The 23,454-nt window shown below is 67.8% G+C and carries 19 protein-coding genes; 11 read left to right on the top strand and 8 right to left on the bottom strand.

Annotated features, from left to right (window positions below):
• Nucleotides 1-66: 66 nt before the first annotated feature.
• Entirely contained in the window at nucleotides 67-4,917 is a 4,851-nt protein-coding gene (locus ACM6JT_RS05145; RefSeq protein WP_414856065.1) for a DNA translocase FtsK, read from the top strand.
• Nucleotides 4,918-5,017: 100 nt separating this feature from the next.
• Here the strand turns inward: ACM6JT_RS05145 and ACM6JT_RS05140 are convergent, their stop codons facing one another.
• Complete coding sequence (locus ACM6JT_RS05140; protein ID WP_414856064.1) at nucleotides 5,018-6,262, bottom strand: lactonase family protein; 1,245 nt, start codon at nucleotides 6,260-6,262, stop codon at nucleotides 5,018-5,020.
• 163 nt (nucleotides 6,263-6,425) lie between these two features.
• On the opposite strand from ACM6JT_RS05140, the gene ACM6JT_RS05135 reads away from it, so the two are divergent.
• Together ACM6JT_RS05135 and ACM6JT_RS05130 are read left to right on the top strand one after the other, a co-directional pair.
• Nucleotides 6,426-8,255, top strand: coding sequence for a glycoside hydrolase family 15 protein (locus ACM6JT_RS05135; RefSeq protein ID WP_175749733.1), 1,830 nt, complete (start codon nucleotides 6,426-6,428; stop codon nucleotides 8,253-8,255).
• Between the two features lie 211 nt (nucleotides 8,256-8,466).
• Nucleotides 8,467-9,939, top strand: a complete 1,473-nt coding sequence (locus ACM6JT_RS05130; RefSeq protein WP_414856063.1) for a polyhydroxyalkanoate depolymerase — start codon at nucleotides 8,467-8,469, stop codon at nucleotides 9,937-9,939.
• A gap of 81 nt (nucleotides 9,940-10,020) precedes the next feature.
• Here ACM6JT_RS05130 and ACM6JT_RS05125 read toward each other — a convergent pair whose 3' ends face one another.
• Nucleotides 10,021-10,653 (bottom strand): TetR family transcriptional regulator, encoded by a 633-nt coding sequence (locus ACM6JT_RS05125; RefSeq protein WP_034184817.1) that lies wholly within the window; start codon nucleotides 10,651-10,653, stop codon nucleotides 10,021-10,023.
• Nucleotides 10,654-10,809: 156 nt separating this feature from the next.
• Here ACM6JT_RS05125 and rsxB point away from each other — a divergent pair, with 156 nt between their 5' ends.
• Nucleotides 10,810-11,814, top strand: a complete 1,005-nt coding sequence (gene rsxB, locus ACM6JT_RS05120) for an electron transport complex subunit RsxB (RefSeq protein WP_414856062.1) — start codon at nucleotides 10,810-10,812, stop codon at nucleotides 11,812-11,814.
• Complete coding sequence (nth, locus tag ACM6JT_RS05115) at nucleotides 11,811-12,455, top strand: endonuclease III (protein WP_034184815.1); 645 nt, start codon at nucleotides 11,811-11,813, stop codon at nucleotides 12,453-12,455. Before rsxB ends, nth begins: the two co-directional genes overlap by 4 nt.
• A 79-nt stretch (nucleotides 12,456-12,534) precedes the next feature.
• Here nth and ACM6JT_RS05110 read toward each other — a convergent pair whose 3' ends face one another.
• Nucleotides 12,535-13,464 (bottom strand): DMT family transporter, encoded by a 930-nt coding sequence (locus ACM6JT_RS05110; protein WP_414856061.1) that lies wholly within the window; start codon nucleotides 13,462-13,464, stop codon nucleotides 12,535-12,537.
• 301 nt (nucleotides 13,465-13,765) lie between these two features.
• Between ACM6JT_RS05110 and ACM6JT_RS05105 the strand changes: the two genes are divergently transcribed.
• Nucleotides 13,766-14,200, top strand: a complete 435-nt coding sequence (locus ACM6JT_RS05105; RefSeq protein ID WP_034184813.1) for a DUF1841 family protein — start codon at nucleotides 13,766-13,768, stop codon at nucleotides 14,198-14,200.
• Between the two features lie 99 nt (nucleotides 14,201-14,299).
• Here the strand turns inward: ACM6JT_RS05105 and ACM6JT_RS05100 are convergent, their stop codons facing one another.
• Nucleotides 14,300-14,659, bottom strand: a complete 360-nt coding sequence (locus ACM6JT_RS05100) for a c-type cytochrome (RefSeq protein ID WP_034184812.1) — start codon at nucleotides 14,657-14,659, stop codon at nucleotides 14,300-14,302.
• A 40-nt stretch (nucleotides 14,660-14,699) separates the two neighbouring features.
• On the bottom strand, nucleotides 14,700-15,059 hold the full coding sequence (locus tag ACM6JT_RS05095; RefSeq protein WP_011885616.1) for a c-type cytochrome: 360 nt from the start codon (nucleotides 15,057-15,059) through the stop codon (nucleotides 14,700-14,702).
• 245 nt (nucleotides 15,060-15,304) lie between these two features.
• Between ACM6JT_RS05095 and ACM6JT_RS05090 the strand changes: the two genes are divergently transcribed.
• The 5 genes from ACM6JT_RS05090 (at nucleotide 15,305) to ACM6JT_RS05070 (ending at nucleotide 20,444) form a co-directional block, all read left to right on the top strand.
• A complete protein-coding gene (locus tag ACM6JT_RS05090; RefSeq protein WP_034184811.1) occupies nucleotides 15,305-16,147 on the top strand; it encodes an AAA family ATPase in 843 nt (280 codons plus the stop codon).
• Between the two features lie 25 nt (nucleotides 16,148-16,172).
• Nucleotides 16,173-17,348 carry a vWA domain-containing protein gene (locus ACM6JT_RS05085; RefSeq protein WP_414856060.1) on the top strand — a complete coding sequence of 392 codons (1,176 nt, stop codon included), beginning with the start codon at nucleotides 16,173-16,175 and terminating at the stop codon, nucleotides 17,346-17,348.
• A gap of 57 nt (nucleotides 17,349-17,405) precedes the next feature.
• Nucleotides 17,406-18,617 (top strand): benzoate/H(+) symporter BenE family transporter, encoded by a 1,212-nt coding sequence (locus ACM6JT_RS05080; RefSeq protein ID WP_034184809.1) that lies wholly within the window; start codon nucleotides 17,406-17,408, stop codon nucleotides 18,615-18,617.
• 180 nt (nucleotides 18,618-18,797) lie between these two features.
• Complete coding sequence (gene tal / locus ACM6JT_RS05075; RefSeq protein ID WP_414856059.1) at nucleotides 18,798-19,751, top strand: transaldolase; 954 nt, start codon at nucleotides 18,798-18,800, stop codon at nucleotides 19,749-19,751.
• A gap of 240 nt (nucleotides 19,752-19,991) precedes the next feature.
• A complete protein-coding gene (locus ACM6JT_RS05070; RefSeq protein ID WP_034184807.1) occupies nucleotides 19,992-20,444 on the top strand; it encodes a VOC family protein in 453 nt (150 codons plus the stop codon).
• A 64-nt stretch (nucleotides 20,445-20,508) separates the two neighbouring features.
• Here ACM6JT_RS05070 and mctP read toward each other — a convergent pair whose 3' ends face one another.
• The 3 genes from mctP to ACM6JT_RS05055 form a co-directional block, all read right to left on the bottom strand.
• Nucleotides 20,509-22,059, bottom strand: coding sequence for a monocarboxylate uptake permease MctP (gene mctP, locus ACM6JT_RS05065; protein WP_034184806.1), 1,551 nt, complete (start codon nucleotides 22,057-22,059; stop codon nucleotides 20,509-20,511).
• The gene (locus ACM6JT_RS05060; RefSeq protein ID WP_034184805.1) at nucleotides 22,056-22,298 is read right to left on the bottom strand and encodes a DUF3311 domain-containing protein; all 243 of its coding nucleotides are present in this window, start codon (nucleotides 22,296-22,298) and stop codon (nucleotides 22,056-22,058) included. The genes mctP and ACM6JT_RS05060 overlap by 4 nt, the downstream gene beginning before the upstream one ends.
• 199 nt (nucleotides 22,299-22,497) lie before the next feature.
• Complete coding sequence (locus tag ACM6JT_RS05055) at nucleotides 22,498-23,415, bottom strand: spermidine synthase (RefSeq protein WP_034184804.1); 918 nt, start codon at nucleotides 23,413-23,415, stop codon at nucleotides 22,498-22,500.
• Between the last annotated feature and the right edge of the window lie 39 nt (nucleotides 23,416-23,454).

Below are 23,454 nucleotides of genomic sequence, written 5' to 3'. Positions count from 1 at the left end.
GTTCGCCGGCCGGTTAAACTCGGCGGGTCGCGCCGCGCGCGCCCCTCCCCACTCCTGTTTCAAAGCATGCACACGGTTGTCTTCGGCTGGTTCGGCATCTCCGCCGTCTGGTTCCTCCTTCTGTTCTGGCGTCTCGTGCAGGCGATGCTGCCCGGCGGCGGCGGCCTCGCCGGCCGCGGCTCGATCCGCCTGTGGCTCGGCTTCGCCGCGGTGTTCGTCGCAAGCTGCACGCTGACGAGCGCGCTGTCGGGCCCCGACACGAACGCGCTCGGCCACGCGTTCTCCGCCGGCTTCGTCCATGTGCTCGGTCCGATCGGCACGCCGGTCGCGATGGTCGTGCTGTTCTTCGCCGGGCTGCCCTGGCTGACCGGCATCGGCTGGCGCCAGTTCGCCGCATGGGTCGACACGTCGTTCGGCGTCAAGCTGTCGCGCGAGCGCGACGACGACGATGCCCGCGGTATCGCCGACCTGCCGCGCAGCGCACTGCATCGCGACGACGACGTCGTGCAGCCGACCACCGCGCATACCGTCAACTCGATGGCGCCGCGCCAGAACGGCCGGTATTCGCGCCCGACGCTGTGGAAACCCGACCCGCAGGCGCGGCCGAAGCCGCGCAGCAAAACGCCCCCGCGTCCGCACACGGAACCCGTCGCGCCGTCGGGCTGGCTGAAGCCGACCGCGACCGGTCGCAGCATGCCGGCACCGCCCGCACCGATCCCGGCCAGCGCGATGCCGCCCCCGACGACCGGCAGCACCGCCAGCCTCGCGCGTGCGGCGGCAAACTCGCAAGTGCCGCGCCCCGATCCCGCCCCGCTTCCGGTCGGATTCGAACCCGTCCGGCCTCGGCCGACGGCTGCGCGACCAGCCACCGCTGCGCTGAAACAGGCCGCTCCGCACACCACGGTCACGCCGCGGCCGGCCAGCGCACCGCCGCCGCGCCCGCCCGTGCGACCGGCGGCGGGAATCGGCGCGGCCGGCCTGCCGCCGGACACCGCGCGACGCCGCCCGGCACCGCCAACGCCAGCGCGCGCGCCGCTCTATGCATGGACGGAAAAACCCGCGGCGCCGATCACGCCGGCGCCGAGCGTTCACGACACGCTGCGCTCGATCGAGGCCAGCACCGCACAATGGGCCACGCTCGGCGGTTCGCAGTCGACCGATGCCGCGCACGCGGCGGCAGCCGCCGCAACCGTGGCCGGTATGGCAGCGGCAGCCGGCAGCGTTGCCGCGCCGGTGTCGGCTGCCGTGTCGAACGGGTTCGTCTCCGCGACGCACGGCGTCGCGGACCATGACGCCGGCGCCACGGTCGAACACGATGCGGCGCCCGCTTACGACGACAACGCGCCGATCATGCTGGATGCGTTCATGCCGGCAGAACCCGGTATCCACGCGCCGGTTGCCGATTGGGGCACCACTGCGTTCGACGACGTCGTCCCGCAGACGCTGCCGGATACCGGCATCGACAATGCGGCGTTTTCGCATCGCGGCGCCCCCGATATCCGGCACGCCGACGATGCGCCCGCCGCACCGGCGTCCGGGATCGCGCCCGCGCCATCGTTCGACGCGCCGATCGACCTCGCTCCGTGGGAAGACCTCGCCAGCCAGCCGGTTTCCGCGTTCGACGGATCGGCCGGTAGCCCGATCGCTGCGTCGCCGACCGGCGCGACGGGATCGCAGCCGGCCAATGCGGCCTTTGCGCAACCGCAAGACGAGGCGGTTCACGACATCGCTGCAAGCAAACCGGTTGCGTCCATCGATACCGATGACAAGCGCGCAGCACAACCGGTGCCCGCGATCGATCGCGTTGCACCGGCCCGTGCGCCGCAGGGCGTCGCCGATGCTCACGCCGACGTCAGACCCGCCGGGGAGATCGCGCCGTTTGTGGCCCTCCCCTCTTCGTCGATCGCAGAATCGTCGGCACGCGCCAGTTCCGACGCCGTGCCGCTAGCGGCGGCGTCGGCACTGACTGCATCGCGTACCGCATCGGAAACCGTCGAGCCGAAAGCAGCCGAACGTGCCGCGCCGCTACCAGCAATCGCGCAGGGCGCCACGCCCGCGACAGATTGGACGCGGACACCATCGATTCCGCCGACCGTGCAACCTGCAACGACAGATACGGCCGTTTCCGCGGAATTGCCGCAATCGCAGACAGCTCAACCGTTTGCCGCAGCACCGACGGCTTCGGCCGCCGCTACTTCGCCGCTCGGCGGCGCCGCTCACGGTGCGACCGCGCAGGCACCTGCATCTGCATCGAGCATGGCGCCCGACACAGCTGCAGCTGCACCGGCCGGCGCAACCGGCACGGCATCCGCTTCGCTTTCGCAGCCGGCCGCATCGGCATCGACCTTTGCACCGGTCGCTTCGACTTCACCGGTCGGCGTAACCGGCACGGCATCCGCTTCGCTTTCGCAGTCGACCGCATCGACATCGACCGTTGCACCGGTCGCTTCGACTTCACCGGTCGGCGTAACCGGCACTGCGTCCGCTTCACTTTCGCAGCCGGCTGCCTCGGTACCGACCTTTGCACCGGTCGCTTCGACTTCACCGGTCGATGCAACCGGCCCGGCATCCGCTCCGCTTTCACAGCCAGCCGCCTCGGCACCGGCCGTTGCATCGGTCGCATCGACGGCGCCGGTCGGCGTCACGGGCGAGACTTACGGTTCACCCGTCCGCGCATCGACCGTCGCGCCCGCCACGGCACCATCGACGGCCGGCGCGTCGGATTCGACATTCAGCTCGACCGCGCAAGCGCCTGCACCGGCGGCAACGCCTACGCCCGCTCCCGCAACGCCTGTGAGTTTCGCGTCCGGCTCGATCGCCGCGCAGCCTTTCGCGCCCGCATCGACTCTGTCGGCCAACACGGCAACCTCGTCGAGCGGCACGACATTCGGCGGATCCGGCTCAACCGCACCGCAGCCGGCGGCCAGCCTGCCGGTTCCGCCAGCCGCTTCCGTCGTAACGACATCGTCCTCGGGCGCAGTCACCCCGATGACCACGACCGCGGCGGCTCCGGCTCAACCGGTCGCAGCCTCGCATGTCGCCGCGGCCGGATCGCTGGCGTCCATCGCGGCAACGACCGCGACGCAGCCCCTGCCGATCGCATCGGCGCCTGCGGCAACTGCAACTACGACGTTCGCTACACCGCCCGCCCCTGCCGCATCGTCGGCGAGCTGGTCGGCGCCGAATGTGTCCGCGACACCGACTGCCGCATCGATCGCAGCACCGCAACCGGCAACAACCGTTCCCGGCGCGGGCCTGCCCACGCCGGTGACTGTCGCTGCTGCGTCGACGCTTCCCGTTGCCGCGCCCATCGGCGCCATCGCCACCGTGGCAACCGAACCGGCCGTGCCCGCCGCGGCCGACACAGCCGTCGCCCCCGACACCCCCGCGCGCCAGCCGCGCCCGAACGCGTTCGAATTCCACGCGCCCGCGTCGTTCAACGTCGAACTGCCGACGCTCGACCTGCTCGAGCCCGCGTCCGACGACGTCGAAATGATCACCGAGGAACACCTCGCGCAGACGGCCCAGGTGATCGAACAGCGGCTGCAGGAATTCAAGGTGCCGGTGACGGTCGTCGGCGCGTCGGCCGGCCCCGTGATCACGCGTTTCGAGATCGAGCCCGCGCTCGGCGTGCGCGGCAGCCAGATCGTCGGCCTGATGAAGGACCTGTCGCGCGGCCTCGGCCTCACGTCGATCCGCGTCGTCGAGACGATCCCCGGCAAGACCTGCATGGGCCTCGAACTGCCGAACGCGAAGCGCCAGATGATCCGCCTGTCGGAAATCCTTGCCGCGCGCGAGTACCAGCATTCGCCGTCGCAACTGACGATCGCGATGGGCAAGGACATCACCGGCCACCCGGTCGTGACCGATCTCGCGAAGGCGCCGCACATGCTCGTCGCCGGCACGACGGGCTCGGGCAAGTCGGTCGCGATCAACGCGATGATCCTGTCGCTGCTGTACAAGGCGACGCCCGAGGACGTGCGGCTGATCATGATCGACCCGAAGATGCTGGAACTGTCGGTCTACGAAGGCATCCCGCACCTGCTCGCGCCGGTCGTCACCGACATGAAGCTCGCGGCGAACGCGCTGAACTGGTGCGTCGGCGAAATGGAGAAGCGCTACCGGCTGATGTCGGCCGTCGGCGTGCGCAACCTCGCGGGCTTCAACCAGAAGATCCGCGACGCGGAAGCGAAGGAAAAGAAGATCGGCAACCCGTTCTCGCTGACGCCCGAGGATCCCGAGCCGCTGTCCAAGCTGCCGCTGATCGTCGTCGTGATCGACGAGCTGGCCGACCTGATGATGGTCGCCGGCAAGAAGATCGAAGAGCTGATCGCGCGTCTCGCGCAGAAGGCGCGCGCGGCCGGCATCCACCTGATCCTCGCGACGCAGCGTCCGTCCGTCGACGTGATCACGGGCCTGATCAAGGCGAACATCCCGACGCGCGTCGCGTTCCAGGTGTCGTCGAAGATCGACTCGCGCACGATCCTCGACCAGATGGGCGCCGAATCGCTGCTCGGGATGGGCGACATGCTGTTCCTGCCGCCGGGCACCGGTTACCCGCAGCGCGTACACGGCGCGTTCGTCGCCGACGAGGAAGTGCACCGGATCGTCGAGTACCTGAAGCAGTTCGGCGAGCCGCAGTACGAGGAAGGAATTCTCGACGGCCCGGCCGCCGACGGTGCGACGCAGGACCTGTTCGGCGAAGCGCCGGACGCGGAAGCCGATCCGCTGTACGACGAAGCCGTCGCGTTCGTCGTGCGCACGCGGCGCGCGTCGATCTCGTCGGTGCAGCGGCAGTTGCGGATCGGCTACAACCGCGCCGCGCGCCTCGTCGAGCAGATGGAAGCGGCCGGGCTCGTATCGGCGATGGGCATCAACGGCAGCCGCGAGGTGCTCGTGCCGGCCGCGGCCGACTGAGCAAGGCGGCCGCCCGGCCGCGATCGGCCGGCGCGGGCGCACCGCGAAACCGGCCGCCCCGGAACACGAAGGGCGCTGCATCGGCAGCGCCCTTCGTCATTTACAGCGCCGGCACCAGCTTGAAGTCGACCGGCTTGCCGACCGCAACCTTCTGCGGATTCGCGCCGAGCTGCCCCGTTTCGGCATCGCGGCTGAACACGTAGAACGTATCGCTGTCCTGGTTGCCGACGATCAGCCACTTGCCGGTCGGATCGATCAGGAACTCGCGCGGCGTCTTGCCGAGGCTCGACTGGCGGCCGACGTGCTTGAGCCGGCCGTCGGCCTTGTTCACCGCGTAGATCACGATGTCGTTCGCGTCGCCGCGGTTGCTCGCATACAGGAAGCGGCCGTCCGGCGACAGATGAATCGCACCGCCGCCGACCTTGCCCTTGAAGCCCGGCGCCGTCATCGGCACCGTCTCGACCGGCGTCAGCTTGCCGTCGTGGTAGCCGAACACCTCGACCGACGCGTTCAGCTCGCTCGTCACGTACGCGAACCGGCCGTCGGCGCCGAACACCATGTGACGCGGGCCCGAACCGACCTTCACCGTCGTGTAGCGCGTGTCGGTCGGGCCGATCAGCCCGCGGCTGCCGTCCACCGTGTAGCGGTAGCCGTAGATCTTGTCCGCGCCGAGATCCTGCACGAACAGGTAACGACCGTCCGGCGAAAACACCGTCGAGTGCACGTGCGCGCCGTCCTGGCGGCCCTTCACGGGCCCCGTGCCTTCATGGTGCACGGTCAGCACGGCCTGGCCGACCGCGCCGTCGTCGCGCAGCGGGAACACCGCGAAGCTGCCGCCCGGATCCGCCGCAACCGAATAGTTGGCCGTCACGAGGTACTTGCCGTCCGGCGACAGCGCGAGATAGCAAGGATCGTTCCCCTCCGACGACACGCGGTCGATGAAGGTCAGCGCGCCCGTCTTCGCGTCGAAGCGGAACGCGCTGACGCCGCCGCGCTGCGTCGCCGGCCCGTCGTCGCCGGGCAGTTCGTTGACCGCGTAGACGGTGCGACCGTCGCGGCTCGGCAACAGATAGGACGGATTCACGGTCTTCGCCGACGACACCGGCGCGACGCTGCCGGTTTTCGTATCGAAGCGGTAAACATAGATCCCGTCGCTGCCGCCACCCGTATAGGTGCCGACGAGCAGGTTGTAGACGCCGTCGGCCGGGGCGGGCGATTGCTGCGCAAATGCATGGGTCGCGGACAGTGAAAGCACGATCGCGAAACCTTTCATCCAGTGAGCGAGCCTAAGCGGGAACCCTCGTGTCGAAGCGCGTGCGTCATGCTCGCGTAAACGGTTGGGCATTGAATCCTCCTTGCATCGAGTCGCTTCAAGTGTTGAGATAGGACGAAACGCCGGCCGTTCACGCGCTCCGCCGCCCGGCCGAGTATACGGGGCGCAGCGCCGGCACGTGAAGCCCGGGCGCCGCCGTCCGCATTGTGAACTCGAAACCAAGGATCGCCTGCCCATGCCCGCCCTGATCGAAGACTACGCCCTCGTCGGCGACGGCCACACCGCCGCGCTGATCGCAAAAGACGGCTCCGTCGACTGGCTGTGCTGGCCCCGCTTCGATTCGGGCGCCTGCTTCGCGGCGCTCGTCGGCACGCCCGAGCACGGTCGCTGGCTGCTCGCGCCGGCCGACGCCGCCGCGATCACGCACACGACCCGCCGCTATCGCGGCGACACGCTGATTCTCGAAACCGATTACGAAAGCGCCGACGGCGCCGTCACCGTGATCGACTTCATGCCGCCCGGCAACGGCTGGTCCGAACTCGTGCGGATCGTCGTCGGCCGCCACGGCACGATGAAGATGCGCATGGAGCTCGTGTTGCGCTTCGACTACGGCTTCTCGGTCCCGTGGGTCACGCAACTGACCCGCGAGGACGGCATGAAGGCGATCGCCGGCCCCGACACCGTCGTGCTGCGTACGCCGGTGCCGCTCACCGGCAAGAATCTCCATACGATTGCGGAATTCACGGTGAGCGCCGACGAACGCGTGCCGTTCTCGCTCAGCTACGCGGCATCGCACATGCGGCTGCCGCCCGCGCGCGATCCGCTGTCGATGCTCGCGCGCACCGAGAACTACTGGCTCGAATGGTCGGGCCGCTGCCAGGTGCAGGGCCGCTACGCGGCCGCCGTGCGCCGTTCGCTGATCACGCTGAAGGCACTCGCGTACGAGCCGACCGGCGGCATCGTCGCGGCGCCGACCACGTCGCTGCCCGAGAAGATCGGCGGCAACCGCAACTGGGACTACCGCTACTGCTGGCTGCGCGACGCGACGATCACGCTGCTCGCGCTGATGCGCGGCGGCTACTACGACGAGGCGCGCGCATGGCGCACGTGGCTCGGCCGCGTGATGGCCGGCTCGCCCGAGCAGATCCAGATCATGTACGGGATCGCCGGCGAACGCCGGCTGCCGGAAATGGAACTCGACTGGCTGCCCGGCTATCAGGACTCGAAGCCCGTACGCATCGGCAACGGCGCCGCGAACCAGCTCCAGCTCGACGTGTTCGGCGAGGTGATGGCCGCGCTGCACCTCGCGCGCGTGGGCGGGCTGCAGGCCGACGACACGGTCTGGTCCGTGCAGTGCGCGCTGCTCGACCATCTCGAGAAGATCTGGCAGGAACCCGACGAGGGGGTCTGGGAAACGCGCGGCGGCCGCCGTCATTTCACGTTCTCGAAGGTGATGGCGTGGGTTGCGTTCGACCGCGCGATCAAGTCTGCGGAAATGTTCCGGCTGCCCGGCTCGCTCGACCGCTGGCGCACGCTGCGCGAGCGGATCCATGCCGACGTATGCGACAACGCGTGGCACAAGGACAAGCAGGCGTTCGCGCAGAGCTACGGCAGCGACGAGCTCGACGCGAGCGTGCTGCTGATGCCGCTGCTCGGCTTCCTGCCGCCGGAAGACCCGCGCATCGTCGGCACGGTCGAAGCGATCGAGCGGGAATTGCTGCACGACGGGCTCGTGATGCGCTACCGCACGACCGAATACGACGACGGCCTGCCGCCCGGCGAAGGCACGTTTCTCGCGTGCAGTTTCTGGCTGGTCGACAACTACGCGCTGCTCGGCCGGATCGACGACGCGCACCGCCTGTTCAGCCGGCTGCTCTCGCTGTCGAACGATCTCGGGCTGCTCGCGGAGGAATACGACCCGGTTGCCGGGCGGCTCGTCGGCAACTTCCCGCAGGCGTTCTCGCACGTGGCGCTCGTGCATACCGCGATGAACCTGATGCACCACGAAGACGCAATGGCGCGCGCGGCCGGCCAGCCCGCACCGGCGATGGCCACGGGGCGCTGAACGAGGCGCGGGCAGCTTTTTCAGAGAACGTCAAATCGCAAAATTTTGATGAAAAATCGCGGAAATGTTGCATTGCAACATTCATCGTTGTCCGATATGATCGACACGATTGACCGGCCGCAGTGCAACATGGCCGGCCGCTGACCCCCACGGCACGCCGCGACGCCCCACGCCGCCCTTGCGCACCGTCCCCCACGCGGGAGTAGTCTGCATGCTTTACCAACTGCACGAATTCCAGCGGGCGATGCTGAGCCCGCTCACGGCCTGGGCCCAGGCCGCCTCCAAGTCGTTCGCCAATCCGTCCAGCCCGTTCTCGCTGATGCCGGGCGCGACGCGGATGGCCGCCGCGTACGAACTGATGTACCGGCTGGGCAAGGATTACGAGAAGCCCGAATTCAACCTTCACCAGATCGTCAAGGACGGCCACAACATCCCGATCGTCGAGCAGACGATCGTCGAGAAGCCGTTCTGCCGGCTGCTGCGTTTCAAGCGCTATTCGGACGACGCCGACGCCGTCACGCAGTTGAAGGACGAGCCGGTCGTGCTGGTCTGCGCGCCGCTGTCGGGCCACCACTCGACGCTGCTGCGCGACACGGTGCGCACGCTGCTGCAGGATCACAAGGTCTACATCACCGACTGGATCGACGCGCGGATGGTGCCGGTCGAGACCGGCCCGTTCCACCTGCACGACTACGTCGCGTACATCCAGGAATTCATCCGTCACATCGGCGCGCGCAACCTGCACGTGATCTCGGTGTGCCAGCCGACGGTGCCGGTGCTCGCGGCGATCTCGCTGATGGCGAGCCGCGGCGAGGACACGCCGCTCACGATGACGATGATGGGCGGCCCGATCGACGCGCGCCGCAGCCCGACGTCGGTGAACTCGCTCGCGACGCAGCACTCGACCGCGTGGTTCGAGAACAACGTGATCCACACGGTGCCCGCGAACTATCCGGGCGAAGGCCGCCACGTGTATCCGGGCTTCCTGCAGCACACGGGTTTCGTCGCGATGAACCCGGAGCGGCACGCGCAATCGCACTGGGATTTCTACCAGAGCCTGCTGCGCGGCGACGAGGACGACGCCGAGGCGCACCGCCGCTTCTACGACGAATACAACGCGGTGCTCGACATGGCCGCCGAGTATTACCTCGAGACGATCCGTGTCGTGTTCCAGGAATTCCGGCTGGCCGAAGGCACGTGGGATGTCGAAGGTGAGCGCGTGCGTCCGCAGGACATCAGGCACACCGCGCTGATGACGATCGAGGGCGAACTCGACGACATCTCGGGCAGCGGCCAGACGCACGTCGCGCACGAGCTGTGCACGGGCATCCCGCAAGACCAGCGCCGCAGCCTGACCGCCGAGAAGTGCGGTCACTACGGGATCTTCTCGGGCCGCCGCTGGCGCACGATCATCTACCCGCAACTGCGCGACTTCATCCGCGAGCATGCGCCGGAACCGAAGCCCGGCGCGACGAAGGTGCAGCCCGTCGCACCGGCGGCCGCGACGCTCGCGGCCGTGCCGGCCGGCAACGCGCAAGCCGAAACGACACGTGCCGCCACGGCGAAGCGCACGCGCGCGAAGGCAACGGTCACGGCCGCCGCGCCCGCCAAGGCCGCACCGGCCGCGAAACGTGCCGGCAGCAGCCCGCGTGCAAAAGCCGTACGCACGCGCAAGGCCGCCTGACGCACCGCGTTCCGACGAAAAAACGCCGCCGTTGCCTGCGCACGGCGGCGTTTTTGCATCCGGCTGGCGCTGGTCGGCGCGTCAGCGCCGCAGCAGATACGCGAGCAGCACCTCGGTGTTCATCCGGACCATTTCCGCGCGCTCGTCGGTATCGGTGAAGTCACGGCCGAGCGTCGCGGCGAGCGTGAAGCGGTTCGACACGATGTAGTAGCCGAGCCCCGACAGCGTCACGTAGAAGCGCAGCGGATCGACGTCGCTGCGGAACAGCCCGGCCTTCTGGCCACGCGTCAGCACGTTGCCGAGCTTCGCGACGATCGGCGACATCATCTCGCGGATCCGCGTCGACTTGTGCAGGTAGCGCGCTTCGTGCAGGTTCTCGTTGTTGATGAGCCTGAGCAGCTCCGGGTGGTCGCGGTAGTAATCCCAAACGAAATGCGCGAGCCGCGTGACGGCTTCGACCGGCGCGACGCCGTCGAGATCGAGCACGCGCTCGGCCTCGGTCAGCGCGGAGAACGCGTGTTCGAGCACGGCCGTAAACAGCTGCTCCTTGCTGCCGAAGTAGTAATAGAGCATGCGCTCGTTGGTTTCGGCCCGGCGCGCGATCTGGTCGACGCGTGCGCCGAACAGCCCTCCACTTGCGAACTCTTCGGCTGCCGCCATCAGGATGCGACGGCGCGTACCTTCAGGATCTCTTTTGATTTTTGGCTGATTCATGGTGGCGTTTTGCTATGTGAGCCGCGTGATCCGGACCGGCACCCCCACCGCCTCGGCGCCGGCCGCCGTGGAACGGGCGCGCCGCGTGCGGCCGCCCTCCTGCTGAGCCCCTGCAAAAAAGCGGTTCGATTATGCGCACAGACGGCGTCCAGCGCAATGCGGGAAATCGGCGATAATCAAGCTTTGGCAAACCTTTCCGGCCGCGCCCCGCGCGGCCGAGAGCCATTCGGCGCCGCTGCGCCCGTTGTCACCGTGACCGACTCCAAAACACTCGCAGATCGCATCGAAGATCTGCTTCCCCAGACGCAATGCACGAAGTGCGGCTATAACGGCTGCCGCCCGTACGCCGAGGCAATCGCCGCCGGCGATGCGAACTACAACCAGTGTCCGCCCGGCGGCGCCGAAGGCATCGCGCGCCTCGCCGGCCTGCTCGGCAAGCCGGCGATTCCGCTGAACCCCGTCAACGGCAGCGAGCATCCGCGTGCCGTCGCATTCATCGACGAAAGCCTGTGCATCGGCTGCACGCTGTGCATGCAGGCGTGCCCGGTCGACGCGATCGTCGGCGCACCGAAGCAGATGCATACGATCGTCGAGTCGCTCTGCACGGGCTGCGACCTGTGCGTGCCGCCATGCCCCGTCGACTGCATCGCGATGCTGCCCGTGACCGGCGATCGCACGGGCTGGGACGCGTGGTCGCAGGAACAGGCCGACGCCGCGCGCGAACGCCATGACCTCCGGCTCGCCCGCCAGCGCCGCGAACGCGAGGCCGCCGAAGCGCGTGCCGCCGCACGCCGCGCGGCCAGTGCCGGCGCGGCGAAGCCGGCCGCAGAACAACCCGCAGCGCAGCCGGGCACGCCGGCCGCCGCACCGGCCGTCGACGATGGCGACGCGAAGAAACGCGCGATCATCGCCGCCGCGCTCGAACGCGCGCGCAAGAAAAAGGAAGAACTCTCCGGGCAAGGCGCCGGGCCGAAGAACACCGAAGGCGTGAGCGCGGCCGTCCAGGCGCAGATCGACGCGGCCGAGGCCCGCCGCAAACGGCTCGCCGAACAGCAGGCGCAGCGCGACGCCGAAGCCGCCGCGGCGGAGCGCGACGAGCACGCCGCAGGCAACGACGACCCAGGCGGCCCGTCCGCACCGCCCGACCAGAACGCTCCATGAACGCCAGCAAAAGACACGCGATCTACGAAACGCTGCAGAGCCTCAATCCGCATCCGACCACCGAGCTCGAATACACGACGCCGTTCGAGCTGCTGATCGCCGTGATGCTGTCCGCGCAGGCGACCGACGTGTCGGTCAACAAGGCGATGCGGAAGATGTTTCCAGTCGCGAACACCCCGCGACAAATCGTCGCGCTTGGCGAGGAAGGCGTCACCGAGTACATCAAGACGATCGGTCTTTACCGAACCAAGGCGAAGAACGTGGTCGCGACGAGCCAAATTCTGCTCGACCGCTACGACGGCGAGGTGCCGGCCGATCGCGAAGCGCTCGAAAGCCTGCCGGGCGTCGGCCGCAAGACCGCGAACGTCGTGCTGAACACCGCGTTCGGCCAGCCGACGATCGCGGTCGACACGCACATCTTCCGTGTCGCGAATCGCACGGGGCTCGCGCCGGGCAAGGACGTGCGCGCCGTCGAGGCCGCGCTGGAGAAGTTCACGCCGAAGGAATTCCTGCAGGACGCGCATCACTGGCTGATCCTGCACGGGCGCTATGTGTGCAAGGCCCGCAAGCCCGAATGCTGGCACTGCGCGATCGAGCCGCTGTGCGAATTCAGGCCGAAGACGCCGCCGCCCAACGAGTAAGCGTCAGGCCCGACAGAGGCACATCGCGCCGGCCCGCCACGCAGGCTCCGTCACGACGCGCACGCCCTTCCCCTCCCGACTACGCGTTGGACGTCGCGGTCGCATCGTCGGCCGCCGCGCCGCCCGCGCGCACGAGCGCCAGCACGGCCGCAAGGATCGCGACGCCACCCGCCCACTGCAGCGGCGACAACGCTTCATCGAACAGCAGCGCCGCGAGCGCGACCGTCACGACCGGTTCCAGCGTCGACAGCATCGACGTGCGCGCGGCCCCGAGCCGCTCGAGCCCGGCGAAGAACGCGAGCATTGCCGCGACCGTCGACACGAGCGCGATCGCGAGCATCGACGCCCAGCCGCCGGCCGTCGCGGGCCAGCGCGGCGGCGCGCCGAACGCCGCGGTCCGCACGACGGCGATCGCCACGAGCGTCGCGGTCGCCGACAGGCAGATGATCGCGGTGGTCGCGAGCGGATCGACGCCGCGCGTCGCCTTCGTGCCGCCGACGATATACAGCGAATAGATCACCGCGGCCGCCAGCGCGAGCGTGATCCCGAGCGGCTCGCCGTGCCCGCCGCCGACCATCAGCGCCGAACCCGCGACGCACAGCACGAGCGCGACGGCCTTCGCGCGCGTGAGGCGCTCGCCGAGCCACCACGCAGCCAGCAGCGTGACGAACGCCGGATACAGGTACAGCAGCAGCGCGACGAGGCTCGCCTGCGCGTGCTGCAGCGCGCTGAAATAGCAGAACGACTGGCCGACGTAGCCGAGCGCGCCCATCGCCACGAGCGGCGCGAGCGCGCGTCCGCGCGGCCATGCGACACGGCGGTGCCGCGCGATCGCGGCGAGCACCGCGCCGCCGATCGCGAAGCGCACGATCAGCAGCCCGAGCACGTCGACGCCGGCCGCGTATGCGTACCGGCCGAAGATCGCCATCGCGCCGAACGCGGCGGCGGACAGCGCGACGTAGAGCGTGCCCTGCAGGGCGGCGGACGATGAGCGGGCGGTGGCGGTCATGACGGAACGGATAAGAACGGCGCGGTGAAGGGAATCGTCGGAGTTTAGCGGCGCGGCGGCGGCAAGCCTAGGGCCTGTTCACGCTTACCCGCTTCGCCGACCCGGTACGGAGCGGCCGCAACCGGCTGCGGATTCCACCGGCCATCGCCGCGCACCCACACCGCCAGGCAGTCCGCCCCGCTGCCGCTTGCCGCGCCAACCGCTCCGGCCCGCCGCCCGGCCGTCTCCAGCGCCTTCCGCCGACCCGGCGTACAATGCGCGACGCGGCACGACGCCGCCCGAATCACGACGTTCCCCCACCATGTTCAATCCAAGCCGCGACGAAGTGCGTCGCTTTTTCACCGAGACCTGGCGCAAGCAGCGCGCGGGCGAGATCCTGACGCCGCTGGAAGCGATGGCGGCCGACTGGATCGTCGAGCATCCCGAGTACCACGCCGAACTCGACGATGCCGACGGCGCGGCCGCGCGCAACTACACGCCCGAGGAAGGCCGCACGAACCCGTTCCTGCATCTGTCGATGCATCTCGCGATCAGCGAGCAGTTGTCGATCGACCAGCCGCCCGGCATCCGCGCCGCGCACGACAAGCTGGCGGCGAAACTCGACTCGACCCACGACGCGCAGCACGCGATCATGGAATGCCTCGGCGAGACGATCTGGGAAGCGCAGCGCACCAACACGCCGCCCGACACCGACGCGTACCTGCAGCGCATCCTGCGCCGCGCGTCGCGCGACTGAGCGCCGCGGCGCCGGCACGCAGCCCCCGGGCCGCGGACAAAAAAATACCCCGCCGCGGCGGGGTATTTTTGCTGCGCGAGCCCGACAGGCCCGTCGCGCTTACTTCTTGAACACGAGATCGGTCTCTTTCAGCGATTCGATGTAGGCCGCGATGTCCTTCATGTCGCTGACCGACAGGCTCTGCACCTGCGCCTGCATGATCGCGTTGTTGCGGCCGATCAGCGGGTTCGTCAGGCCCATCTGGTACTGGCGCATCGCCCACACGAGGTAGTCGGCATGCTGGCCGGCGAGGCGCGGATATTCGGCGTTGATCGGCTTGTTCATCTGCGCGCCGTGGCAGGCCGCGCAGTTGTGCGATTCGACCAGTTCCTTGCCCTTCGTGGTGTCCGCTGCGTGCGCGGTACCGATCGCGAGGCCGGCCGCCAGTGCAACCGCCGCCGTCTTGAATGCGTTGTTCATGAATGCTCCTGTCCCGCCGGAGAGATCGGCGGCGCGCGCTTTACTTGTAGGGATTGTCCTTCGTGTCGGCCTTCTGGGCGGCGTAGTAAGCCGCCAGATCCGCGATGTCCTGGTCCGTCAGCGAACCGGCGATCGCGTTCATCGACGGGAAATGACGATCCTTCTTGCGGTAGGCCTTCAGCGCGTTCTCGAGATATTGCTGGTTCTGGCCGCCGAGGACAGGCACCCGGTAGACCTCCGGGTACGCCGCGCGGTAGTCCTGGATGCCGTGGCAACCGATGCACATGGCGGCCTTGCTCGCCCCGTCCTTCGGGTTGCCGACCACACCGGCCGCCTGCGCGCTGCCCGCGAGCGCCACGAGCGCTGCGACAACGACGTGTTTGCCGACGAATTTGTTCATAGCTCTTGTAACCTAGCTTGAGGGGAAACTGGCGCCTAAGCGGCAACGGCCCGCGCCGTTTTGCTTATCGGATCGCCACGCAGGCCAAAAAAAACGGCCAGATTGTACCGCGTCGGCGGGGAACGCGTCCACCCGGCGCCCCGGTCCGCCCCGCCACAGCCCCGCTACGATACGCGGGCGCGGCCCAACCGCACAGCCCTTCTGACTTATACTGGGTTTTTTTCCCGAGAAAGAAGAGCGCCGCCATGCGTTTCGAAGGGTCCTCGCACTACGTCGCCACCGACGATCTGAAGCTCGCGGTCAATGCCGCGCTGACGCTGCAACGCCCGCTGCTGATCAAGGGCGAGCCCGGCACCGGCAAGACCATGCTCGCCGAGGAAGTGGCCGCCGCGCTCGACATGCCGCTGTTGCAGTGGCACATCAAGTCGACGACGAAGGCGCAGCAGGGCCTGTACGAATACGACGCCGTGTCGCGGCTGCGCGACTCGCAGCTCGGCGACGAGCGCGTGAAGGACATCTCGAACTACATCGTCAAGGGCGTGCTGTGGCAGGCGTTCGATGCCGAGCACCCGAGCGTGCTGCTGATCGACGAGATCGACAAGGCCGACATCGAATTCCCGAACGACCTGCTGCGCGAGCTCGACCGGATGGAATTCCACGTGTACGAGACGCGCGAGACGGTACGCGCGAAGCACCGCCCGCTCGTCATCATCACGTCGAACAACGAGAAGGAGCTGCCCGACGCGTTCCTGCGCCGCTGCTTCTTCCACTACATCCAGTTTCCCGACCCGTCGACGATGCAGAAGATCGTCGCGGTCCACTTCCCCGACATCCGCGAGGAACTGCTGCGCGCGGCGCTCGAGAGTTTCTTCGAATTGCGCGGCGTGTCGGGCCTGAAGAAGAAACCGTCGACGTCCGAGCTGCTCGACTGGCTGAAGCTGCTGCTCGCCGAGAACCTCCCGGCCGACGCGCTGCGCGGCACGGACGCGAAGCAGATCGTGCCGCCGCTCGCGGGCGCGCTGCTGAAGAACGAGCAGGACCTGAGCCTGCTCGAACGGCTCGTCTACATGAACCGGCACAACCGGTAATCCCCCCACCCGCGAAGGCCCGGCCATGCTGCTCAATTTCTTCTACGCGCTGCGCGCAGCCAAGCTGCCCGTCTCGGTGAAGGAATACCTGACGCTGCTCGAATCGCTGAAGGCCGGGCTGATCTCGCCGTCGATCGACGCGTTCTACTTCCTCGCGCGGATGACGCTCGTCAAGGACGAGCAGTACTTCGACAAGTTCGACCAGGCGTTCGGCGTATATTTCCACGGCGTGTCCGCGCTGCCGTCCGAAGCGTTCGACATTCCGCTCGACTGGCTCGAGAAGCGCCTCGAGCGCGAGCTGTCGCCGGAGGAGAAGGCGCAGATCGAAGCGATGGGCGGGCTCGACAAGCTGATGGAGCGCCTGAAGGAACTGCTCGACGAGCAGAAGGAACGCCACGAAGGCGGCAACAAGTGGATCGGCACGGGCGGCACGTCGCCGTTCGGCCACGGCGGCTACAACCCGGAAGGCGTGCGCATCGGCGGCCCGTCGAACGGCAACCGCACCGCGGTGAAGGTGTGGGAAGCGCGCGCATACCGCGACTACGACGATTCGGTCGAGATCGGCACGCGCAACATCAAGGTCGCGCTGCGGCGGCTGCGCCGCTTCGCGCGCGAAGGCGCGGCCGAGGAGCTCGACCTGCCCGGCACGATCCGCAGCACGGCCGCGAACGCGGGCTGGCTCGACCTGCGGATGGTGCCCGAGCGCCACAACAACGTGAAAGTGTTGATGCTGCTCGACGTCGGCGGCTCGATGGACGACCACATCAAGCGCACCGAAGAGCTGTTCTCGGCCGCGAAGGCCGAATTCAAGCACCTGGAATTCTTCTACTTCCACAACTGCGTGTACGACCACCTGTGGAAGAACAACCGCCGCCGCCACTCGGAGCGCACCGCGACGTGGGACGTGCTGCACAAGTTCACGCCCGACTACAAGCTGATCTTCGTCGGCGACGCGACGATGAGCCCGTACGAAGTGCTGCAGCCCGGCGGCTCGGTCGAATACAACAACCCGGAAGCCGGCGCCGTATGGCTGCGCCGCCTCGCCGACCAGTTCCCCCATCATGCATGGCTGAACCCCGAGCCCGAGCGGCTATGGGAATACCGGCAGTCGGTCGCGGTCATCCGCGACCTGCTCGGCCATCGCATGTATCCGCTCACGCTCGCGGGCCTCGAAACCGCGATGCGCGCACTCAGCAAGTAACGAATCCAACCAGCAGACACGAAGGCCGCGTCCACGCGGCCTCCTCCCGGAGATAGCATGAACCCCTTGCCCACCGCGAGCGCAGGCCGCGCCGGCGGCCGCCGCTTTTTCGCCGACACGTCCGTCTCGGCGCTCGTCGCCGGCTTCGTCGCGATGATGACGGGCTACACGAGCTCGCTCGTACTGATGTTCCAGGCCGGCCGCGCCGCGCACCTCACCGATGCGCAGATCTCGTCGTGGATCTGGGCGCTGTCGATCGGCATGGCGCTGACGACGATCGGCCTGTCGCTGCGCTTTCGCGCGCCCGTCGTCGTCGCGTGGTCGACGCCCGGCGCCGCGCTCCTGATCGCGTCGCTGCCCGGCGTGCCCTACGCCGAGGCGATCGGCGCATTCGTCGTGTGTGCGCTGCTGCTGACGGCCATCGGCGTGAGCGGCCTGTTCGACACGCTGATGCGCAAGATTCCGGCCGGCATCGCCGCCGCGCTGCTCGCGGGCATCCTGTTCGAGATCGGCATCGAGATCTTCCGCGCCGCGCAGTTCCAGACCGCGCTCGTGCTCGCGATGTTCTTCACGTACCTGATCGTCAAGCGGCTTGCGCCGCGCTATGCGATTCCGACGACGCTGATCGTCGGCACGGCGGTGGCCGGCGGCCTCGGCCTGCTCGACTTCAGCCGCTTCCACATCGCGCTCGCGCAGCCCGTGTTCACGATGCCGGCGTTTTCGATCGCGTCGATCGTCAGCATCGGCATTCCGCTGTTCGTCGTCGCGATGGCGTCGCAGAACGTGCCGGGCATCGCGGTGCTGCGCGCGGACGGCTATCAGACGCCGTCGTCGCCGCTGATCGCGACGACCGGCCTCGCGTCGCTGCTGCTCGCGCCGTTCGGCTCGCACGGCGTGAACCTCGCGGCGATCACCGCCGCGATCTGCACGGGCCCCGAAGCGCATGAAGATCACGCGAAGCGCTACACGGCCGCCGTGTGGTGCGGCACGTTCTACCTGGTCGCCGGGATCTTCGGCGCGACGATCGCCGCGCTGTTCTCGGCGCTGCCGAAGGCGCTCGTCGTGTCGGTCGCCGCGCTTGCGCTGTTCGGCTCGATCATGAGCGGGCTCGCGAACGCGATGCAGGACGTGAAGCAGCGCGAAGCAGCGCTCGTCACGTTCATGGTCACCGCGTCGGGCCTCACGCTGCTGTCGATCGGCTCGGCGTTCTGGGGGCTCGTCGCGGGGATCGTCACGCAGGTGATCCTGAACGCGCGACGCCCGGCGTGACGCGGCTCGCCGACCGCTGCGGCGGTTGCCGTGCCCGCCCCGGGGCATCCCAAAACGTGCCCGACACGAATCGGGCCTAAAATGATGGGTCGAAAGCGGCGCCCGGCGCCGCTTCGCTTCGCCGCCGCGCTCGCGCGGCCCGTGAGAACCCGGCGCCCCGCGCCCTTCTTCCGAATCGCCATGACTACCGCACTCGACCAGCTGAAGCAGTACACGACCGTCGTCGCCGACACGGGCGACTTCCAGCAGCTTGCGCAATACAAGCCGCAGGACGCGACCACGAACCCGTCGCTGATCCTGAAGGCCGTCCAGAAGGATGCGTACAAGCCGATCCTCGAGAAAACCGTCCGCGATCACCGCAACGAAAGCACCGCCTTCATCATCGACCGCCTGCTGATCGCGTTCGGCACCGAGATCCTGAAGCTGATCCCGGGCCGCGTGTCGACCGAGGTCGACGCGCGCCTGTCGTTCGACGCAAAGCGCTCGATCGACAAGGGCCGCGAGCTCATCAAGCTGTACGAAGCAGCCGGCATCGGCCGCGAGCGCATCCTGATCAAGCTTGCGTCGACGTGGGAAGGCATCCGCGCGGCCGAGGTGCTGCAGAAGGAAGGGATCAAGTGCAACATGACCCTGCTTTTCTCGCTCGTGCAGGCCGCCGCGTGCGCGGAAGCCGGCGCGCAACTGATCTCGCCGTTCGTCGGCCGCATCTACGACTGGTACAAGAAGCACGCCGGCGCGGAATGGGATGAAGCGAAGGACGGCGGTGCGAACGATCCGGGCGTGCAGTCGGTGCGCCGCATCTACACGTACTACAAGACGTTCGGCTACAACACCGAAGTGATGGGCGCGAGCTTCCGCACGACCAGCCAGATCATCGAACTCGCCGGCTGCGACCTGCTGACGATCAGTCCCGATTTGCTGCAGAAGCTGCAGGACAGCAACGAGACGGTTTCGCGCAAGCTGTCGCCGGAAGCGCTGCAGGACAAGCCGGCCGAACGCGTGGCAATCGACGAGGCATCGTTCCGCTTCCAGCTGAACGACGAAGCGATGGCAACCGAAAAGCTCGCCGAAGGCATCCGCGTGTTCGCCGCCGATGCGGTGAAGCTCGAGAAGCTGATCGACGCGCTGCGCTGAGCCGCGACAGGCGTCAGCGGCTGTCAGCAATACTGACAACAGCCGTCAGCAAGCGCGCCGCAAACGGCCGCGAACATCATGTTCGCGGCCGTTTTATTTTTCATCCCATCGTCAAGCACGCGCACTACAATCCCCGTCACGGGTGCGCCGGCCGCCTCTCGACGTGCCCTTTCCCAGTCGATCTTGCACGACGCCGAACTCGCACCGACGCGCGGGCCCGGCCCATTACAGGAGACAACGATGCAAGTCCAACCGTATCTGACGTTCTACGGCCGCGCAGACGAAGCCCTTCGATTCTACGAAAAGGCGCTCGGCGCGAAGACGATGTTCAAGATGCACTTCAAGGATGCGCCGCCGAATCCCGAACACGCGATCACGCCCGAGATGGCCGACAAGGTGATGCATGCGAGCTTCACGATCGGCGACTCGATGATCATGTGCTCGGACGGCGACTGCAGCCAGCCGGCCGGCACGCACGCCGGCTATTCGCTGTCGCTGAACCCGGCGACGGTCGAGGAAGGCAAGAAGCTGTTCGATGCGCTCGCCGACGGCGGCGAAGTGACGATGCCGTTCGGCAAGACGTTCTGGGCGCTCGGCTTCGGGATGGCGAAGGACCGTTTCGGCGTGCACTGGATGGTCAACGTCGAGGATCTGTCGCAGCGCGAGGAACTCACGAAACGCGCGCAGGGCTGACGTAAAAAAACGCCCGCCACCTCACGGTGGCGGGCGTTTTCGTTGTTGCGTCAAGTCGCCCGCGTCAGCCTTCGACGACGTCGAGATAATCCTCCGGCCGCGTGCGATCCTCCGCATGCGCCATGCCCATCACGCGCACCAGCACGCTCACCACGATCGACACCACGAGGTTCACGATCAGCGACCACACGGCCGCGTAGCCGGGAATCGCGAGGCCGAACAGGTGGATCGTGAAGATCGAGCTCGCGAGCTTCAGCGACACCGCCATCCACGTGCCGCACACGATGCCGGCCGCCCAGCCGATCAGCAGGCCGCGATGGTCGAGCAGCCGCGTGTACAGGCCGAGCACGATCGCGGGCAGCGTCTGAATGATCCAGATCCCGCCGAGCAGCTGCAACTGGATCGCGTAGGTCAGCGGCAGCCCGAGAATGAACGCGACCGCACCGACCTTCACGATCAGCGAAGTGAGCTTCGCGACGTGCGTCTCCTGGTCGTGCGTCATGTTGCGGTTGATGAACTCGCGGTGGATGTTGCGCGTGTACAGGTTCGCGGCCGCGATCGACATGATCGCCGCCGGCACCAGCGCGCCGATGCCGATCGCCGCGAACGCGACGCCGACGAACCACGACGGGAAATACTCGAGGAACAGCGCGGGCACCGCGAAGTTCGGGCCGAACGCCTTGAAGTACGGCGCGTATTGCGGCATGTCCTTCACGCCCGCCGCAAGCGCCATGTAGCCGAGCAGCGCGAGCAGGCCGAGCACGAACGAGTAAGCGGGCAGCATCGCCATGTTGCGGCGGATCGAGTTGCCCGACGACGACGACAGGATCGCCGTGACCGAGTGCGGATACAGGAACAGCGCGAGCGCCGAGCCGATCGCGAGCGTTACGTACGCGCTGTAGCCGTTCATGCTCATCGCGTCCGGCGCCTTCAGCAGCAGCTTCGCGGGCGGCACATGAGCGAAGATCTGTCCGAAGCCGCCGAGCTTCGCGGGAATCACGATGACCGCCGCGGCGATCGTCACGTAGATCAGGACGTCCTTCACGATCGCGATCATCGCGGGCGCGCGCAGCCCCGACGTGTACGTGTACGCGGCGAGGATCGCGAACGCGATGATCAGCGGCAGGTCGCCGACGAAGCCGGTCGTGTCGAAACCGAGCGCACCGATCACCACTTCGATGCCGACGAGCTGCAGCGCGATGTACGGCATCGTCGCGAGGATGCCCGTCACCGCGATCGCGAGTGCGAGCATCCGGCTGCCGTAGCGCGCGTTGACGAAGTCGGCGGCCGTCACGTAGCCGTGCCGCTTCGCGATGCTCCACAGCTTCGGAAACACGACGAACGCGAACGGATAGATCAGGATCGTGTACGGCAGTGCGAAGAAACCCATCGCGCCGGCGCCGAACACGAGCGCGGGCACCGCGACGAACGTATATGCGGTGTAGAGATCGCCGCCGAGCAGGAACCACGTGACGATCGTGCCGAAGCGGCGTCCGCCGAGGCCCCATTCGTCGAGATGGGCGAGATCGCCGCGCCGCCAGTTCGCGGCCAGGAAACCGATGATCGTGACGCCGATGAACAGCAGGACGAAGACGAAGGTTGCGCCGAGATTCATCGCGCACCTCCCTGCGGGCCGCTCGCCTTCCACGCGTTCTTGGTCTTGAAGTACACGAACGCGGTGATCACCGCGCTAATGAAGACCCACAGCAGCTGGTACCAGTAGAAGAACGGAAAGCCGAGCCATTGCGGATCGACCTTGTTGTACGACGGCACCCAGACCATCGCGATCAGCGGCAGTACCAGCAGCCAGAGCCAGCGCTTGGCGGCCCGGTTGGCGTCGGCATCGTGAGCCATGACGTCTCCTCATCTTTCCCGGTTATCGATCTTGTTGAGCGGGTACGGCGGCGAGAGGAGCGGCAAAACGGGTAGGCTGCGGCTCCGCTGGCTTCGCGCCAGTATAGGAGCCGCGAGCACGCGGTCAAGCGGGGGCGAACCCGAGGTGATCCGCCCCTTGTCGTGCGGTTGCACCGGCATGCCGCCGGTGCATGAAGCGTCAGATCGCGAACGAGGTATCGCGTGCGCCGATCGTTTCTTTCAAAGCTTTCACCCACTTGCGCGCGGGCAGCTTCAGCGTGTCCTCGATCAGCTTCGCGCGTGCGTCGAGCTGCGCGAACGGCACGTCGAGCGCGGGGCCCGAGAACGCGATCGCGATCCGGTTGCCGTCGTGCACTTCGGGCAGCGCGATCACGCGATGATCGAACGCCGCGTTCAGATGCTTCATGTTGCGCACGAAGCTCGGATGATCGCCGAACAGGTTGATCGTCGCGATGCCCGCGTCGGCGAGGCAGCCGCGCACCGCGCGGTAGAACGCGACGCTGTCGAGCACCGGGCCGCGCGCGGTCGCGTCGTACAGGTCGATCTGGATCGCGCCCGTCGTGCCGCGGTTGGCCGGATCGTTGACGAAATCCCAGGCGTCGGCTTCGTGCACGGCGAGGCGCGCGTCGTCGGGCGGCATCGCGAACATCGTGCGCGCGGCGACGATCACGGCCGGGTTCAGCTCGACGGCCTCGACCTTCGCGTGCGGCAGGAAGCGGTGCGAGAACTTGGTCAACGCGCCGGTGCCGAGCCCGAGCTGGACGATCCGCTCGGGCGTTTCGAGGAACAGCAGCCACGCCATCATCTGCTGCGCGTATTCGAGTTCGATATGCAGCGGCTTCGAAATCCGCATCGCACCCTGCACCCATTCGGTGCCGAAGTGCAGGAAGCGCACGCCGCCCTCTTCGGAGAACGTGACGGGCGCGAAGCGCGGCTTGCGCGGCGCTTCGAGCACGGGCACGTCGTCGTGTTCGTCGATTTCCGGGCGGCGCTTCACGCGCGGCGGCTGGAGTTTTTCGGAGCCGTTGTAGGAGGACGGCTTGCCTTGCTTGAACGCACGCGCCTCGGCGGACGCACGCTTGATCAGTCGGGTCATGATTGAATCTCGTTGGGTGACGCTGGATGAGCGGACGAG

Source organism: Burkholderia sp. IT-111MI5, from assembly GCF_949752865.1.
GTDB classification, from domain to species: domain Bacteria; phylum Pseudomonadota; class Gammaproteobacteria; order Burkholderiales; family Burkholderiaceae; genus Burkholderia; species Burkholderia pyrrocinia_C.
The sequence above is the reverse complement of the archived record's forward strand: the minus strand, read 5'-3'. Positions and strand labels throughout refer to the sequence as shown.

Bases quoted from the DNA above. Each gene is read 5' to 3' on its own strand.
- ACM6JT_RS05145 (WP_414856065.1), top strand. From the start codon at position 67: ATGCACACGGTTGTCTTCGGCTGGTTCGGCATCTCCGCCGTCTGGTTC.
- ACM6JT_RS05140 (WP_414856064.1), bottom strand. From the start codon at position 6,262: ATGCCCAACCGTTTACGCGAGCATGACGCACGCGCTTCGACACGAGGG.
- ACM6JT_RS05135 (WP_175749733.1), top strand. From the start codon at position 6,426: ATGCCCGCCCTGATCGAAGACTACGCCCTCGTCGGCGACGGCCACACC.
- ACM6JT_RS05130 (WP_414856063.1), top strand. From the start codon at position 8,467: ATGCTTTACCAACTGCACGAATTCCAGCGGGCGATGCTGAGCCCGCTC.
- ACM6JT_RS05125 (WP_034184817.1), bottom strand. From the start codon at position 10,653: ATGAATCAGCCAAAAATCAAAAGAGATCCTGAAGGTACGCGCCGTCGC.
- rsxB (WP_414856062.1), top strand. From the start codon at position 10,810: ATGCGGGAAATCGGCGATAATCAAGCTTTGGCAAACCTTTCCGGCCGC.
- nth (WP_034184815.1), top strand. From the start codon at position 11,811: ATGAACGCCAGCAAAAGACACGCGATCTACGAAACGCTGCAGAGCCTC.
- ACM6JT_RS05110 (WP_414856061.1), bottom strand. From the start codon at position 13,464: ATGACCGCCACCGCCCGCTCATCGTCCGCCGCCCTGCAGGGCACGCTC.
- ACM6JT_RS05105 (WP_034184813.1), top strand. From the start codon at position 13,766: ATGTTCAATCCAAGCCGCGACGAAGTGCGTCGCTTTTTCACCGAGACC.
- ACM6JT_RS05100 (WP_034184812.1), bottom strand. From the start codon at position 14,659: ATGAACAACGCATTCAAGACGGCGGCGGTTGCACTGGCGGCCGGCCTC.
- ACM6JT_RS05095 (WP_011885616.1), bottom strand. From the start codon at position 15,059: ATGAACAAATTCGTCGGCAAACACGTCGTTGTCGCAGCGCTCGTGGCG.
- ACM6JT_RS05090 (WP_034184811.1), top strand. From the start codon at position 15,305: ATGCGTTTCGAAGGGTCCTCGCACTACGTCGCCACCGACGATCTGAAG.
- ACM6JT_RS05085 (WP_414856060.1), top strand. From the start codon at position 16,173: ATGCTGCTCAATTTCTTCTACGCGCTGCGCGCAGCCAAGCTGCCCGTC.
- ACM6JT_RS05080 (WP_034184809.1), top strand. From the start codon at position 17,406: ATGAACCCCTTGCCCACCGCGAGCGCAGGCCGCGCCGGCGGCCGCCGC.
- tal (WP_414856059.1), top strand. From the start codon at position 18,798: ATGACTACCGCACTCGACCAGCTGAAGCAGTACACGACCGTCGTCGCC.
- ACM6JT_RS05070 (WP_034184807.1), top strand. From the start codon at position 19,992: ATGCAAGTCCAACCGTATCTGACGTTCTACGGCCGCGCAGACGAAGCC.
- mctP (WP_034184806.1), bottom strand. From the start codon at position 22,059: ATGAATCTCGGCGCAACCTTCGTCTTCGTCCTGCTGTTCATCGGCGTC.
- ACM6JT_RS05060 (WP_034184805.1), bottom strand. From the start codon at position 22,298: ATGGCTCACGATGCCGACGCCAACCGGGCCGCCAAGCGCTGGCTCTGG.
- ACM6JT_RS05055 (WP_034184804.1), bottom strand. From the start codon at position 23,415: ATGACCCGACTGATCAAGCGTGCGTCCGCCGAGGCGCGTGCGTTCAAG.